General features: G+C 57.2%; 10 protein-coding genes. 3 read left to right on the forward strand and 7 right to left on the reverse strand.

The window, feature by feature from the left end:
* From F475_RS05385 to F475_RS05415, 7 genes are all read right to left on the reverse strand, one after another.
* Positions 1 to 1,419, reverse strand: coding sequence for an aldehyde dehydrogenase family protein (locus F475_RS05385; protein WP_111453340.1), 1,419 nt, complete (start codon positions 1,417 to 1,419; stop codon positions 1 to 3).
* Between the two features lie 12 nt (positions 1,420 to 1,431).
* Complete coding sequence (locus F475_RS05390) at positions 1,432 to 2,472, reverse strand: homoserine dehydrogenase (protein ID WP_111453341.1); 1,041 nt, start codon at positions 2,470 to 2,472, stop codon at positions 1,432 to 1,434.
* A gap of 115 nt (positions 2,473 to 2,587) precedes the next feature.
* A complete protein-coding gene (locus tag F475_RS05395) occupies positions 2,588 to 3,025 on the reverse strand; it encodes an Lrp/AsnC family transcriptional regulator (protein ID WP_018925939.1) in 438 nt (145 codons plus the stop codon).
* Positions 3,022 to 4,410 carry a threonine synthase gene (thrC, locus tag F475_RS05400; protein ID WP_111453342.1) on the reverse strand — a complete coding sequence of 463 codons (1,389 nt, stop codon included), beginning with the start codon at positions 4,408 to 4,410 and terminating at the stop codon, positions 3,022 to 3,024. Before thrC ends, F475_RS05395 begins: the two co-directional genes overlap by 4 nt.
* Before the next feature lie 18 nt (positions 4,411 to 4,428).
* Positions 4,429 to 5,319 (reverse strand): LysR substrate-binding domain-containing protein, encoded by an 891-nt coding sequence (locus tag F475_RS05405; RefSeq protein ID WP_111453343.1) that lies wholly within the window; start codon positions 5,317 to 5,319, stop codon positions 4,429 to 4,431.
* A 51-nt stretch (positions 5,320 to 5,370) separates the two neighbouring features.
* On the reverse strand, positions 5,371 to 6,807 hold the full coding sequence (locus F475_RS05410; protein WP_111453344.1) for an amino acid permease: 1,437 nt from the start codon (positions 6,805 to 6,807) through the stop codon (positions 5,371 to 5,373).
* A 137-nt stretch (positions 6,808 to 6,944) separates the two neighbouring features.
* Positions 6,945 to 8,213 (reverse strand): cystathionine gamma-synthase family protein, encoded by a 1,269-nt coding sequence (locus F475_RS05415; RefSeq protein ID WP_086944467.1) that lies wholly within the window; start codon positions 8,211 to 8,213, stop codon positions 6,945 to 6,947.
* A 456-nt stretch (positions 8,214 to 8,669) separates the two neighbouring features.
* Here F475_RS05415 and wrbA point away from each other — a divergent pair, with 456 nt between their 5' ends.
* From wrbA to F475_RS05430, 3 genes are all read left to right on the forward strand, one after another.
* Positions 8,670 to 9,272, forward strand: a complete 603-nt coding sequence (gene wrbA / locus F475_RS05420; protein WP_018925944.1) for an NAD(P)H:quinone oxidoreductase — start codon at positions 8,670 to 8,672, stop codon at positions 9,270 to 9,272.
* A 522-nt stretch (positions 9,273 to 9,794) separates the two neighbouring features.
* Positions 9,795 to 14,609, forward strand: a complete 4,815-nt coding sequence (locus F475_RS05425; protein ID WP_111453345.1) for a M10 family metallopeptidase C-terminal domain-containing protein — start codon at positions 9,795 to 9,797, stop codon at positions 14,607 to 14,609.
* Positions 14,610 to 15,006: 397 nt separating this feature from the next.
* The gene (locus tag F475_RS05430; protein ID WP_111453346.1) at positions 15,007 to 15,657 is read left to right on the forward strand and encodes an MliC family protein; all 651 of its coding nucleotides are present in this window, start codon (positions 15,007 to 15,009) and stop codon (positions 15,655 to 15,657) included.
* Positions 15,658 to 15,723 lie beyond the last annotated feature (66 nt).

A 15,723-nucleotide genomic window follows, 5' to 3' on the forward strand; every position in this document is an offset into this window, starting at 1 on the left:
TTAATCCAACTCACTGATGCAGACCACTTTAGGCTGCGTCATGTCCTCATAGGCAAACCGGACACCCTCTCGCCCCAGACTTCCGTACTTGAATCCACCGAAAGGCATGGCATCAAAACGATAATCGGAAGAGTCATTGATCATCACTCCACCGGCTTGAATTAGCCGCGCCAATTTCAAGGCCTTGGAAAGATCACGTGTGAAGAGTCCCGCATGTAAGCTGTACTCCGGAGCGTTGGCCAGAGCAACAGCATCATCCAACTGGTCAAAAGGCTCCAGGATGACAACCGGCGCGAAGACTTCCTGCTGCCAGATACGACTGTTATGGCTTACACGCTCCAGTACGGTCGGCGCATAGCTTCCCACTTCGCGATGGTGCCCACACAGAAGAACGGCCCCCTCGGCCAGTGCTTCATTCACCAATTGTTCGGTACGACGGGCCGCCTGTTCTGTAATCATCGGGCCTACATCCGTTGCTCGCTGGTCAGGATCACCCACTACCAAGGCACGCGTTTGGCTGACAAACCGCTCACGGAAGTCCTCATAAATTGAACGATGTACAAGGATGCGTTGAGTGCCGATACAATTCTGCCCTGCTGCCCAAAAGGCGCCAGACACACAGGACTCAACAGTCGGTTCGATATCGCAATCTTCAAGCACGAGAACCGGGGCATTTCCTCCCAGATCCATCGCTAGCTTCTTCAACCCTGCACTACGAGCGATGGCCTCACCTGTGGCAAAACCGCCCGTAAAGGAAATCATCCGAACTTCACGAACCTCCACCAATGCTTTACCCAGATCGACGCCACCGGTCGCCGGGGTTACCACAGACGGAGGCAGACCCGCTTCCACCAGGCACTCAACCAGCTTGAGAGCAGACAACGGTGCGAGCTCTGAGGGCTTCAGGATCAAAGCATTACCACCGGCGATGGCCGGGCCAAGTTTATGGGCGACCAGGTTCAGCGGATCGTTGTAGGGGGTGATCGCGACGATAAGCCCCAACGGTTCCCGAGTGAACCAGCCCTGGCGCGATTCGGAGCCTTCATATGCCTCAAATGGAATCACTTCCCCGGCGTTACGACGAGCCTCTTCCGCCGAAAGCTTCAGCGTATTCACACAACGCTTCACTTCCTTCTCTGCTTGTCGCAGCGTCTTCCCCGCCTCTGCAACAATGAGTTTGGCAAACGCTTCAGCCTCAAGCTCTACACGCCGGGCCGCCTCCTCAAGAATGCGCGCACGCAGGTGACGAGGCATTGCCGCACTCTCACGCACGCCAATTCGCGCACGTTCCAGCAAGCCAGGAACTGCGGCGGCATCGAGGCAAGGGACACTGCCCACCAGGCGACCATCGAATGGACTGAACACATCAATCTGTTTGGCTTCAACAAGCTGGATACTGGCCATGCTGGATACGCTCATGACTATCTCCTGTTATTTGCCGTGGGCGGTGTGGATGGCGACGATGTCCGACAGCAATGCGAAGGCTGTTTCGATGCGCCCTGCCCCAGGCCCGGACACCGTGACAGCTCCCAGGAGTTCGGTCTTGAATGACACTGCATTCGTAGCGCCGTTGATTCCGGCAAGAGGATGTGAGTTCGACAGTAAGCGAGCCTCGACACTCGCTCGAACCGAGCCATCCGCTTCACGATCGGCTGAGCCAATCAGTTTCCAGCTCGCGCCATTGGCACTTGCCTGGGCAATATCTTGTGCGCTGATATTGCTGATACCCGAGCACGCTACATCGCTGACATTCAGTCGTGCGTTGAGCAGTTCGTTGGCCAGGATCACCACCTTGAGGCGTACGTCAAACCCTTCCACATCGGCGGTTGGATCTGCCTCGGCGTAGCCGAGTTGTTGCGCTTGTACGACGGCATCGTTGAACGCCAGGCCGTCTTTCATCCGGGTGAGCACGTAGTTGGAAGTGCCGTTCAGGATGCCTTCGAAGCCTTGCACATTGGCACCCGCCAGAGCCTGCCTGGCCAGACGAATCACGGGGGTGCCACTCATCACCGCCCCCTCGTATTCGAAGGCGACCTGGTTGCGCCGGGCCAACGCCTTGAGCTCGGCACCGTGCAGCGCAATAGGCCCCTTATTGGTGGTCACTACATGAATGCCGCTTTCCAAGGCCCAGCGGCAAAAGGTAGTGGCAGGCTCGCCATCCACCGGATTGGTGAAAGTGGCTTCAGCGATGATGTCTGCACCGGAATGCTTGATCACGGTTTCGTTGAAGGCCTCAGCATTGCCGCCGCGCAGTTGAGCGAATGCGCCCTTCTCAACCGGCAGCGCCACCAACTGCTTTGCATCCAGACCGTCTTTGGCAACGATTGAGCCGAGGAACAGATCGGTGACACCGACAATTTTAATGGTGAAGCCGAGGGCCTCTTTCCACTCGGCATTACAATCGGCGACCAATTGGGCGAAGCCACGGTTCACGCCACCAAACCCTACCAAGGCAATTTTGTACTCAGTCATAAACGCTGTTCCTTTATTGATGTTGTTCGTTAGGAACATCCTAAGAGCCGGGCTTTGGCAGTTGAATATGGCAGAGTGCTGTATTAATTGAGCGTTTTGCCCAAGCACGATGTTGTCAAAACACCGCAGAAAGGACGAACGATGTCACGGTGTTTTCCACCCCCGGCATGGCCGCGATTTCCTTCCACACGAGATGGACGCGTTCAGGTGTGGCGGCATTCACACGCAGCATTAAATCGAACTCACCACTGAGTACTTCACATTGCACGACTTCGGGAATGGAGCGCAGCGCAGTCAGTACTTCTTCGCCACGCATGCGGTCGTAGCGGTAGACAAAGATCACCGCGCTGATAAGCGACGTAGGCCGCCGCGACTCACCGAGAAGAACCGTATAGCCCTGGATCGCACCGTCGCGCTCAAGACGCTCGATGCGCTGGCGCACCGCATTGCGCGACAAGTTGATCTTGGCACCCAGTTCGATATGGGCTATTCGCGCATTGGCGGTAAGTTCGGCCAGTATGCGTTCGTCCAACGGATCTAGAATGCGCTTCATGCAGACCTCTGCAGCGCCAGACGAAGAGCCTGGCACAGACCGTCAAGATCGCCCTTGGCCAGGTACGGTGGTTGCGCGCGCACCTCGACAGTGCTCGGAACGCTTGCTTGCCAGACGCCCAGTTCGGCCAACAGCGCCGCTGACTTGGCCGGCGCAATTTGCCCGAAGGTGACCATCGGCGCGCCCAGGCTGCGTCGATGAAGCCTGCCGGCCAGTACACCGACAGCGGTGTGAGGATCGATGGCCGAGCCTGTCTCTCGGAACAGTTCGACTACTTCATCGCGCACCTGGGATTCGTGTACGGCATAGGAATCGAAGAGTACTCGAGCACGTAGCCATTGCTGGTTGCCGATGCTCATTTCTCCGCAACTTTCAAAATGCTCCATCAGTGCTTTTGTTGAGCAGCCATCGTGCTCGTAAATCTCCCAGATAAACCGCTCCAGGTTGGAAAACAACGAGAAGTCCATCGCCGGCGACACGGTTCGATTAGTCATCCGGGTGGAGTAGCGATTGCAATGAAAAAACTGGTGCAGGGCATCATTGCTGTTGGTGGAAATGATCACCTGATTGATCGGTAATCCCATTTTCTGCGCAATGTAACCAGCGTAGATTTCGGCCGAGCTGGCAGCTGGAACGCTAAAGCCAACGGGACGCGAGCCACCGCCCAGTTGCAAGGCTGCGTGGAAGTAAAAAACGATCTGGGCCAGGACGCCGATCCAATTGGTCGAGTTGAAACAGACCGGCAATACTCCATCCAACGGCCACTCACGCAAGAGTCGGGAGATCAGCGTCTGGCAATCATCGAAATTCCCGTCAACCGGAAACAGCTGAACCCGCTGCGGGTCGGCTGCCTGCAAGGCACTGAGTTGCTCAGGTGCAAGCCCGTCGCGCGGATACAGTATCGCCATGCGGACGGCCGGGCAGTTAGCAAAGGCTTCAAGCGCAGCGACACCGGTATCACCGTTAGTTGCACCGACCACCAACGCTTCTTTACCGACCTCCTCCAGAAAGTGCGCGACCAGGCGCGACTGCAATTGCGCGGCGAAATCCTTGGAAGAACCGGTCGGGCCATGAAACAGCTGGAGTATCCACTCGTTGTGCCCGATTTGCTCAAGCGGCGTAATAGCGCGGTGCTTGAATTGTTGATAGCTGTCACTGAGCAAGGCACGCAGGGTGCTTTCGTCTATGGAAGAACCAACAAAAGGCGAAATCACTCGCCAAACCAACTCATCAAACGGCAGCCACGACCAGCTGGCAATCTGTTTCTCGGTAAAGACAGGCAAACTGGCTGGGACATAGAGACCACCATTTTCGGCGAGCCCCGACAGAACCACACTGCGAAAATCAGCACGCATGTCGCCGCCGCGAGTGCTTACATAATCCATGGCAACTCCAAATCAGTTTTACAAAAGGCGATGGGCTTGCGCCACCAGCCAGGTAGAAAAATGTGCGGCATCAGGCGATAGCACTTCGTTCTGTTCGTGCACCAGATAAAAGGATTCGCTTGCCTCGATTCGGTGATTGAATGGCGCAACCAATTGCCCACTCTTAAGCAAATCCTCGACCACGGAAGACCGTGCCAGCGCAACGCCCTGCCCCAATTCGGCCATGCGGATGGTGGAAATCAGCGTGTCAAACTGAAGGCCACGGGAGTAGTCGACGTCGTCTGCTCCAACTCGCTTCAACCAGTAACCCCAACCTTCTTCGTACCCCAACACGTGAAGCAGTGAATGGTTCATCAAGTCGCGTGGCTCATGTATGGGTGAGCTGGCCATGAGCTTTGGGGAGCAAACAGGCTGAAGGATGTCCCAAGTCAACCGCTGAGCGTGCAAGCCCGACCACTCACCGCATCCCCAGCGAATCTCCAGGTCATCCTCGCCGTCCGGTTCTTTCACCCAAATATTGCTGATATATCGAATATCAATCTGGGGATACTCCCGACAAAAATCTGCGAGTCGGGGGGCCAACCAATAGTGAAGAAAGGAAAGGCTGCCACGCACCTTCAAATGTCTTCGATTGCGCTGGCCGAAAATCTCGTTTGTGCCGACTGCAAGGCGACTGATCGCGTCTTGTACGACAGGCAGGTACGACTGCCCCTCCTCGGTCAAGCCAAGCCCTCGGGGTAAGCGCTTGAACAGCGCCACACCGAGGTGACTTTCTAACTGACGGATCTGCTGACTCACAGCCCCTTGAGTCAAATGGAGTTCTTCCGCCGCGTGGGTAAAATTTAAACAACGCGCCGATACTTCGAATGCCCTCAACCAGTTCAAGGGTGGTAGTGACTTTTGACTCATCGGCGCAACCTCATCAGGGCTTTAACTATGCTCAATCATTGCCTGAGAAATTCACGCGGTGCCAGAGGAATGAACAGCGGCGGCTAAAGCCAATCGCTCTGCTCTCTTGTTTCGAGTGACCCAGTAAACGAAATAACACCACGCGATAAAGGGCAGTCCGAAGTAAAGCGCCACTCGCTGCTCAGGATCAAAAGCGATACCCACACAGGCCAGCAAGCAACACAACAGTGCACCGACAGGCACCCATGGATAGCCGCGTACACGGAAATGCAGGTCTTCAACTCGTCCGCCATTAGCAACGTATTGACGACGGAACGCGATCTGGCTGGCAGCAATGCTCATCCACACGACTACGACCGCCAGACCGGAAATGGACACCAAGGCCAAGTAAACCGTATCAGGGGCAAACACACTGCTGAGCAGAGAAGCCACTGCGCCCGCCATACTAAGCACGATGGCGTTCACCGGTGTGCCACGACTGGAGAGCCTGGCGTAGCGCTTAGGCATATGTCCTTGATCGCTCAATGTCCACAGCATGCGCGATGCTGCATACAGCCCCGAATTAGCGGCGGAAATCAGTGCCGTAAGAATGACGAAGTTCATAATGTCGGCAGAGTATGGGATGCCAATCAGCTCAAACACCATGACGAACGGACTTTCTACGAGCCCCGCTTGCTCTCGTGGCAGTAACGTCGCCAGGACGAAAATGGTCCCCACGAAGAACAGCGCCAAACGTACCACTGTCGTGCGGATCGCCTTGGGCACGCTAGTTTGTGGGTCTTGCGCTTCACCTGCCGCAATCCCGATCAGCTCAGTTCCGGAAAATGCGAAGGAAACAGCCAGGAGGGTCATTGCAATGGGTAGAAATCCGGTGGGAAAAAGCCCCTCACGTGTGAAGTTGGAAAGTCCCGCACCCTGCAAACTCTGTACTTGAATAAGACCGAAAATTGCCGCTCCGCCGATCACAATGAATGTGATAACGGTCAGCACCTTAATCAGCGAAAGCCAAAACTCAGTCTCCGCAAACCACCGAACGGAGACAACATTGCTTGAGAACACTGCGATGGCAAATAGCGCGCTCCAAATCCAGACGGGTGTATCAGGAAACCACCGAACCATCAGAATGCCCGCAGCTGTGAACTCTGAACCGATAGCTACTGCCCAAGTGAGCCAGTATAGCCAGGCCACTGTATAGCCTGTGCCTGGGCCCAGGTATCGCGTTGCGTAACTACTGAAAGATCCGGTTTCTGGCATCTGTACAGCCAACTCACCGAGACAGACCATGACTAAATACACCATCACTGCACCGATGATGTAAGCAATCACTGCACCGAGTGGCCCTGCCTGATTAACCGTGTAACCGGAGGTAAGGAATAACCCCGTACCGATCACACCGCCCAGTGCCAACATAACGATGTGGCGTGTTTGCATTTCCTTTTTGAAACGCGAGTTTGGGTCGGACTGATTATCTTTAATATGCGTGGACATAGTTTTATTCTCATGAAATGTGCGGACAAGCGTCCTTGTAACTGGCGGTTGGGCAGTACAATTTAGTTGTCGCTGGATTTTATTATTTTCATTCTTCATGAAGGGCTTAAGATGAATCTCGAGCGTCCTGCCCGTATTCAGGTTTCTACCTCAATGAAACGTTGGGCATTATCAGCGTTAATGTTTGCATCACCGTGTTTAATTCGCACTAAAGCGAAGGCTTGTTTTAGGTCAGCCAATAAATCTGCTGAATCTTCAATACCTACGGACACTCGAACCAAGCCTTCGGAGATTCCCAGTGCCTGACGCTCTTCCAAGGTATTTTCCACGTGACTGGTCGTCCGAGCCGGCCCATAGATGGTCTCGACAGCGCCCAAATTACCCGCCCGATGCGCATACCTGAGCAGCGGTAGCAAACGAGTCACTGTATCCATGCCTCCTTTCAGCACGAAGCTGACGATGGCTCCGAATCCGTTCATTTGCGAACGAGCGATGTCATGACCTGGATGTTGAGGCAGCCCCGGATAGTTCACCGACTCAACCAGCGGTTCGGTACAGAGGTACTCGGCCAAAAGCTTCGCGCTCGCCTGTTGCTGGCGAACACGCAGAGCCAGAGTCTTGATGCCTCGGATGATTAGATACGCCGAAAAAGGATCCAGCGAGGCACCATTGATTTCGCGGTAATGGCGAACTTGTGACATCAAATGCTCGGCGCCGCAGACCACACCACCGAGGACATCACCATGACCGGACAGGAATTTGGTCGCGCTGTGCACAACCACATCAACGCCTAAGGCGAGCGGGTTCTGATTCAGAGGCGTCGCGAATGTATTGTCCGCAACAACCAAAGCGCCCACTCGCTTGGCCGCTGCCACAAGGCGCCGAATATCAACGATTTTCAGCGTTGGGTTCGTGGGTGTTTCCAGGTACAGGACGTTGCAGCCTTTAGCGATCTCCTGCTCAAGTGCCACGGTGTCGAGCGTATCGCAAAGGGTTACCTCCACCCCCATGCGTGGAAGAAACTCCTCGAAAATCTTGTTCGTACCACCGTAGCTGTCACGCGTAGATATCACACGCTGCCCAAAGGACAGGAAGGTGTGCAGTACACCGCTGATCGCGGCCATTCCGGTACTGAAAGCTACGGCCGACTCTGCGTTTTCGAGCTCACAGAGTTTATCTTCCAAGACGGAGACAGTGGGATTGCTCATCCGGCTGTAAATGAAGCCGGGCTCCTTTCCCAATGCCACGTCATACCACTTATCGATATCGTCATAGCCATAGGCAGCACTGACCACGATGGGTGTCTGCGTCGCATTGTAGGGATGTTGAACCTGCTCTCCTCCCCATACGACTCGAGTCCCCATCCCAATGTCTGAAGCCTGGACGGCGCGTTTCTTATTTTCCATAAAGTTCTCTCGCATCAAGGGAAACACAGCCGTGTTCCAAGTGGGCTTGGGAGGACTATATGGAAAGCTCATGCATGTGAAAAATCATGATATCCGGGAGTAAGGGGTACTTTTTTTAATGGCTGGGTACCGGGTGCCCTGACCATCCATTCACATGCCCATGCGCATTGAGTGAAGTGAATTACCTATGACAGATGCCCTCTTTGCTGCGCGCCCTTCCCCACTACACGTGCTGCCATCTGCCACCAATCGAATAGCTTCCCTGACTGCCCGGCAGGCAGCATACGGAACTGCTAGTGTTAATCCGCATGCCGTCAAAGTCCCTGCAGTCGGGTGGGTGTGAGCCGCCGTTTTGTTCATGACCGAGTGCTGCACCTGCCGCTGCTGTTCGTTGGCAGTGGTGTAACCCAAGATCTTCCTAATCCATCGAATGGCGCTTAATCCAGGAGAAAAATCATGGCGAAGGTACTGGTTCTCTATTACTCAATGTACGGTCACCTCGAAACGATGGCTGGAGCAGTGGCCGAAGGCGCACGATCCGTACCTGGCACCGACGTGACGCTCAAGCGTGTTGCTGAAACCATCCCGGCCGAACAGGCAGCAGCCATCGGCGTCAAACTTGACCAGATGGCACCGGTGGCGACACCTGACGAGCTGGGCAATTACGATGCAATCATCTTTGGTACACCGACGCGCTTCGGCAATATGGCGGGACAGATGCGCACGTTTCTCGACCAGACCGGCGGACTGTGGATGAGCGGCGCGCTGGTCGGGAAAATCGGCAGTGTCTTTGCATCGACCGGCACCCAGCACGGTGGCCAGGAAACCACGATTACGTCGTTTCACAGCACACTCCTGCATCAAGGGATGGTCATCGTGGGTGTGCCTTACACCTGCGCAGGGCTGACCAACATGAGCGAGATCACCGGCGGTACGCCCTATGGCGCGACCACCCTGGCAGGCGCTGACGGTAAACGGCAACCGTCACAGAATGAACTGGATATTGCGCGTTTCCAGGGTAAACACGTCGCTGAGCTTGCAATAAAGATCGCGGGTTAACGCAAGCACCTGAATGGGCGCGTATTGCAGGACACGAGCTAGCCTGTGTAAGGCCGGGGCGGACTTCACCACCGCGCCGCTGATACTCGCTGGTGGCTTGGCGATTCTAGAGAAAGCCTTGCGCGTCGGGAGTCATTGAAGACGACGTAAGCGTTGTTGGATTCAGAGGAGCGACGTTCTGGCGAGGTCGCTCCTCATTACCCATGCCGCTCATACACCTCCAGCTCAAGCATCGCGCATACAACATTGCTGCAGCGCACCTGCGGGCTATCGATAGCACCTCGTAATACACCTCAATGATGGAAGCCCGCTCCCACAGAGCCATCGCTCGCTACCGGAGTGAGCGTCAACAAACTGTTACTTTTTTGATACACCCCTCGAACCGCCGATCAGTTAGTCCGGTTTTTTGACACATCCCCGATATGTGGTCATAACTTTTGCACTCCGCTGGGTCAAACCACGGTGGCTGTCGATGGAATATTGGCATCTTCCGAGGTTCTTGCCTGATACGGAGATAAGCTCATGATTTTCAATGTACAAAATTTTGGCGCCAAAGGAGATGGCATCACTGACGACACAGCGGCGATACAAAGTGCAATTGATGCGGCGGCCGCCGCAGGCGGGGGGCAGGTTTACGTGCCGACCGGAACCTATATCGTTTCGGGAGGAGTGGAACCTTCCGACGGTTGCCTGATGCTCAAGAGCAACGTCTACCTGTACGGCGACGGCATGGGCGCTACCACCGTCAAGGTGGCTGACGGCTCCGACACCAAGATCACCGGCGTCATCCGCTCCGCCTATGGCGAGGAAACCCACGATTTTGGCGTCAGCAACCTCACCATCGACGGCAACCGTGACAACACCACGGGCAAGATCGACGGTTGGTTCAACGGCTACATTCCCGGGCAAGCAGGCTACGACTCCAACGTCACCCTCGACAGCGTCGAGATCAAGGACTGCTCCGGGTACGGTTTCGACCCCCACGAGCAGACCATCAACATGGTCATCAAGAACAGCGTGTCCCACGGCAACGGCCTGGACGGTTTCGTAGCTGACTTCCTGAGCAACAGCACTTTCGAAAACAACGTCGCCTACGACAACGATCGGCACGGTTTCAACGTCGTGACCAGCACCCACGACTTCACGCTCACCAATAACGTTGCCTACAACAACGGCGGCAATGGCATCGTGGTGCAGCGCGGCAGCGAGAACATCCCCTCCCCCAGCAACATCACGATCACCGGTGGCGAGGTGTATGGCAACGGCGCCGAAGGGGTGCTGATCAAAATGTCCAGCGAGGTGACGGTCAGCGGCGTCGACATTCACGACAACACCAGCGCCGGGGTCCGTATCTACGGCAGCAACCACGTCGAGCTTATCGACAACACGCTCCACAGCAATTCCCTGGGCAACCCCGTACCGGAGATCATCATCCAGTCCTACAACGACACCCTGGGTGTGTCCGGCAAGTACTACAACGGCAGCGATAACATCATCCAGAGCAACATCATCACCGGCAGCAACCTGTCGACCTACGGCGTTGCGGAACGCAATGAAGACGGCACTGATCGCAACGCCATCATCGGCAACACCATCAGCCACACCAGCAACGGTGCGACGCTGGTCTATGGCGACGGCAGTTACGTCAGCGACACGGTACCGATGACCACCGTGCAAGGCACAGCTGGCAACGACACCCTGCTGGGCAGCGCCGGCAGCGAGATTTTCTATGGCGCAGCCGGCAACGACACCATCAATGGCGGGGCCGGTGACGACATTCTGGTAGGCGGTGCAGGTATCGACAAACTCACCGGTGGTACCGGCGCCGATACGTTCCGTTTCACCACTCAGTCCGACAGCTACCGCAACGCAACCGCAAGCTTCGATGACACCATCACCGACTTCGATGTCACCCAGGACAAGATCGACCTCGCCGGCCTCGGTTTCACCGGCCTGGGCAATGGCCATGGCAGTACCCTGCAAGTCAGCTACAGCGCCAGCACTAACCGCACCTACATCAAGGACTACGATGCCGACGCCAGTGGCAATCGCTTCGAATTGATACTCTCGGGCAACCTCGCCAGCACTCTGACCGCCAGCAATTTCATCTTCAATCGTGTGCTCGCCGGCACCAGCGGCAACGACTCGCTGCTGGGCAGTGATTCGGCCGACACCCTGCTCGGCCTGGCGGGTAACGACAGCCTCAGTGGCGGCGCGGGTGACGACAAACTCGATGGCGGTGCCGGTATGGACACCCTCACCGGTGGCGCCGGAGCGGACACCTTTGTGTTTTCCAATCGCCTGGACAGTTACCGCAATTACAACACCGGTGGTGCCAACCTTGGCGACCTGATCACCGATTTTGATATCACCGCCGACAAGATCGACCTCTCGGCCATGGGCTTCACCGGCCTGGGGGATGGCAAGAACAACACCGTGTACGTGGCGCTCAACAGTGCCGGCACCAAGACTTACATCAAGTCCCTGACCGCCGATGCCGATGGCAACCGCTTCGAAGTGGCACTGAACGGTAACTACCTCGACAAGCTGACCAGCGCCAACTTTGTCTTCGCCACGTCGTCACCGACCAACCACGCGCCGGTTCTGGCCACGCCGCTGCTGGATCAGAACGCCACCGAAAACGCCCCGTTCACCTACGTGGTGCCAGCCACCAGCTTCACCGATGCGGATAATGACAACCTCAGCTACACCGCCACCCTGGCCGATGGCAGCGCCCTGCCCGCGTGGCTGAGCTTCAATGCCACCAATCTGACCTTCACCGGCACGCCGACCAGCACCGCGTCCGGCAATTACGACGTGCTGGTCAAGGCCACAGACCCAGCCGGTGCATCGGCCAGCGATAGCTTCGCCTTGGGAGTGGCCAACACTGTCACCGGCACCAACAATGCCGAAACCCTCAACGGCACGGCGGGTGCAGACCTGATCCTCGGCCTCGGTGGCAACGACACGATCAAGGCCGGCACTGGCGCCGACACCGTCGACGGCGGTGCCGGACGCGACTCGCTGTATGGTGGCGACGGTGCCGACACCTTCCGCTATACCAACCTGCTCGACAGCTACCGCGACTACGACACGGGTGGTGTCACGGCCACTGACACGATTTATGACTTCACCGCGGGCGTCGACAAAATCGATGTGTCAGGCCTGGGCTTTGTCGGCCTTGGCGATGGCCACAATGGCACGTTGTACATCACCCTCAACGCGGCCGGCGACAAGACCTACATCAAGTCCGCCGAAGCGGATGCCAATGGCAATCGCTTTGAAATCGCCCTCAGCGGCAACTACCTTAACACCCTGACCGCCAGTGACTTCGTGTTTGGCCAGCACGCCCAGCAGGACATCCTCTACCTGCCCACCCTCGGCCAATCCAATGCGCGCCTGCTGCGCATGACGGAGGACGACAATCAGTCCGGCACCTCGATGCTGGTCAACGACCTGGATCGCTACACCCCCTATGACGTGCGCAGCCAGTTCACCGATGCCGATGGCAACGGCATCGACATCGCGGTGGGCGGCAGCACGGTCACCGGCCTGTCGACGCTCAGCGCCGAGGAACTCAAGTTGTGCTGGTGGCTGACCGACACCGACCAACCCGGGGCTGCGCTGTTGCGCGCCGTGACGCTGCTGAGCGAACAGCGCTCCGAACTGCAATCGATCAATAACGTCACCATGGGCATCATTTGGGGCCAGGGTGAGGAAGCCGCTCAGGAGATCGCCCAAGCCACGGACAAAGCAGCGGCAGCCGCGGCCTACAAGGCTGCGACCCTAAAGGTGTTTGACTACCTGCATGCCCAGTTCGGCAACTTCGACGTGTACATGATGGAAACCGGTCACTACGAGCAGGACGCCGCGCGCGCCCGTGGCTATTCGGAAGAGAAGATTGCCTCCATCGTCGAGGGGGTCGGCTATGTTCACGCCGCCCAGGAAGCCATTGCCGCCGAGCGCGCCGACGTCAAGCTGGCGGTGGACTACAACGACCTCCCCTTGCGACACGAAGTCGATCCGCTGACGTATCCCGACGACGTCTGGCACCTGCACGAGGAATCGGCGGAAATCGTCGGCCAGCGCCTGGCCGACTACATCGCCAATGACCTTGGCTTCCAGGGCAACCCCAACGACAACAACAGCGTGCAGGACATTTTCGACAACAACCGGACGATGATTTCCGGTACCGACCAGGCGGATACCCTGGTGGGCAGCTCGGGCAACGACACACTGGATGGCGGCCTGGGCGCCGACACCATGACCGGTGGCGATGGTAACGACATTTATGTGGTCAACAACGTGCTCGACCGCGTGGTGGAAACCAACACCTCGACCTCGCAGATCGATACGGTACAGGCCTCGGTCAGCTGGACCCTGGGCGCCAATCTCGAGAACCTGGTGCTCACCGGCGTGTCGGGCATCAACGGCACCGGCAATGAGCAGCACAACTTCATCACCGGCAATGCCGGCAATAATGTGCTCGATGGTGCCGCAGGGGCCGACAGCATGAGCGGCGGCGATGGCAACGACACCTACTATGTCGACAACGCTGACGACGCCGTGATCGAGACCAACAGCAGTGCGGCGTCCGGAGGGATCGACAGCGTGCACAGCAGCCTGGCGGCCTATACCCTCGGCAACAACGTCGAGCATCTGTATATCGATAGCACTGGCGCCGCCAATGGCACGGGCAACGCGTTGGACAACACGCTGTTCGCCGGAGCCGGCAACAACGTGCTGGACGGACGCGAGGGCAATGACACGGTGTCTTTTGAACGCGCCGCGTCTGGCGTTACCGTCAACCTCTCGACGTCAGCGCAGCAAAACACCGTGGGTTCCGGGCTCGACACCGTGAAGCTCTTCGAAAACCTCACGGGAAGCGCCTACGCCGACACTCTGTCGGGTAACAGCGGCGCGAACGTTCTGAACGGTGGTGCGGGCAACGATACGTTGGTGGGCGGTTCGGGCGATGACCGGCTGATCGGCGGTGCCGGCACCGACAACCTCACCGGAGGCACTGGCGCGGATACCTACGTGTTTGATGCGCTGTCGGACATGGGCGCCGGCGCTTTACGCGATGTGATCAACGGTTTCAAGAGCACCGAGGGTGATCATCTGGACTTCTCCGGCCTGGACGCCAACCCGCTGACCACTGCTATCGATGCGTTCACCTTCATCGGCAGCAACGCCTTCGACCCTGCCGACGCCACCGGCCAACTACGCTTTGCCGATGGCATTCTCTACGGCAGTGTCGATGCCGACGCCGCCCCCGAGTTCGAAATCACACTGGTGGGCGTCACGGAGTTGCACGCCAGCGATTTCACAGCCTGAGTCAAGCCGAGGGGGGATTTGCAGTGCTCGAAAGATTAAAAACAACACAGACAATGTCGGGGTATAGACGAATTTTGTGGCGAGGGAGCTTGCTCCCGTTCGGCTGCGAAGCAGTCGTGAGCCGATGGACTCGGTCGGCCTGATGCGGCACATCCAACGGGTTTTGGGGCTGCTTCACTGCCCAACGGGAGCAAGCTCCCTCGCCACGGGCGCTACTTGAAACCAGATCGCGCTTCTCGGCGAGCCCCTTCCTGCAACCCCACCGCCGCCGAGCGGTATGGCAAGTTCTGAGCACTGACTTACACTGCGATACACCAATGCGAACGAATCACTGTTCAATGCATCGATACATCCCACGGCAATCCGGGCATCACGTAATGATCTGGGTGAAGCCAATATGAAAACGGTCACGAGCCTTTTCCGCTGTCTACTCGCTGCCAGCGTATGCACGGCGGCGAGCGCCTGTGTAATGGCTGCGCCAACCTACAAGACCAGCTTCGACTGTGGCGAGGCAAAGGCGCCTGTCGAAAAACTTATCTGTCGTGATCCGCAACTGGCGCAGATGGATATCGAACTGACGCGTCTTTATCGCCTGGCGCTCACGGATGAACATTCAGTGCCGCGTCCGGACAAAATCATGATCGACCAGCAGTTCTGGATCGATGCCCGCAATCAGTGCGCCTCCACACCTGTACCCAAGACGTGCACAGTCCGCAGTTATGCCGAACGCGCGTACCAGCTGCGCCAAGGCTCGGCCATCGTGAGAACCAAGGACCCATACAGACTCACCGAGGGCCCCCTGGCTTTTCGTTGTACAGGGCTTGACCCGCTGGTTGCCGCCACCTTCTTCACCACGCAGCCTGGTGTCGTGTACCTGAAATGGGCGAACACCTCGATCGTCCTGAACCAGGAGCCGAGTGATTCGGGAACCCGATACACAGGCAAGGACTCCCAAGGGAATTACAGTTTCTGGCAAGACGGCGACGTGGTGCTATTCCAGAAGCCAGGCTCAGGGCCAATGAGTTGCAAGGCCGAGCCGGTCAGTTGATGTCTCTGGCGCAAGTACCGGCGCCCTGCTCCCAGCCCCCGAACCTGCATGCAAAAAAAAGCCCCG

Origin of the sequence: Pseudomonas sp. URMO17WK12:I6, assembly GCF_003253625.1 — a bacterium.
Classification (GTDB): Bacteria; Pseudomonadota; Gammaproteobacteria; order Pseudomonadales; family Pseudomonadaceae; genus Aquipseudomonas.

What these genes read in the sequence shown, in the direction of transcription:
- F475_RS05385 (WP_111453340.1), bottom strand. Translation starts at nt 1,419, where the DNA reads ATGAGCGTATCCAGCATGGCCAGTATCCAGCTTGTTGAAGCCAAACAG.
- F475_RS05390 (WP_111453341.1), bottom strand. Translation starts at nt 2,472, where the DNA reads ATGACTGAGTACAAAATTGCCTTGGTAGGGTTTGGTGGCGTGAACCGT.
- F475_RS05395 (WP_018925939.1), bottom strand. Translation starts at nt 3,025, where the DNA reads ATGAAGCGCATTCTAGATCCGTTGGACGAACGCATACTGGCCGAACTT.
- thrC (WP_111453342.1), bottom strand. Translation starts at nt 4,410, where the DNA reads ATGGATTATGTAAGCACTCGCGGCGGCGACATGCGTGCTGATTTTCGC.
- F475_RS05405 (WP_111453343.1), bottom strand. Translation starts at nt 5,319, where the DNA reads ATGAGTCAAAAGTCACTACCACCCTTGAACTGGTTGAGGGCATTCGAA.
- F475_RS05410 (WP_111453344.1), bottom strand. Translation starts at nt 6,807, where the DNA reads ATGTCCACGCATATTAAAGATAATCAGTCCGACCCAAACTCGCGTTTC.
- F475_RS05415 (WP_086944467.1), bottom strand. Translation starts at nt 8,213, where the DNA reads ATGGAAAATAAGAAACGCGCCGTCCAGGCTTCAGACATTGGGATGGGG.
- wrbA (WP_018925944.1), top strand. Translation starts at nt 8,670, where the DNA reads ATGGCGAAGGTACTGGTTCTCTATTACTCAATGTACGGTCACCTCGAA.
- F475_RS05425 (WP_111453345.1), top strand. Translation starts at nt 9,795, where the DNA reads ATGATTTTCAATGTACAAAATTTTGGCGCCAAAGGAGATGGCATCACT.
- F475_RS05430 (WP_111453346.1), top strand. Translation starts at nt 15,007, where the DNA reads ATGAAAACGGTCACGAGCCTTTTCCGCTGTCTACTCGCTGCCAGCGTA.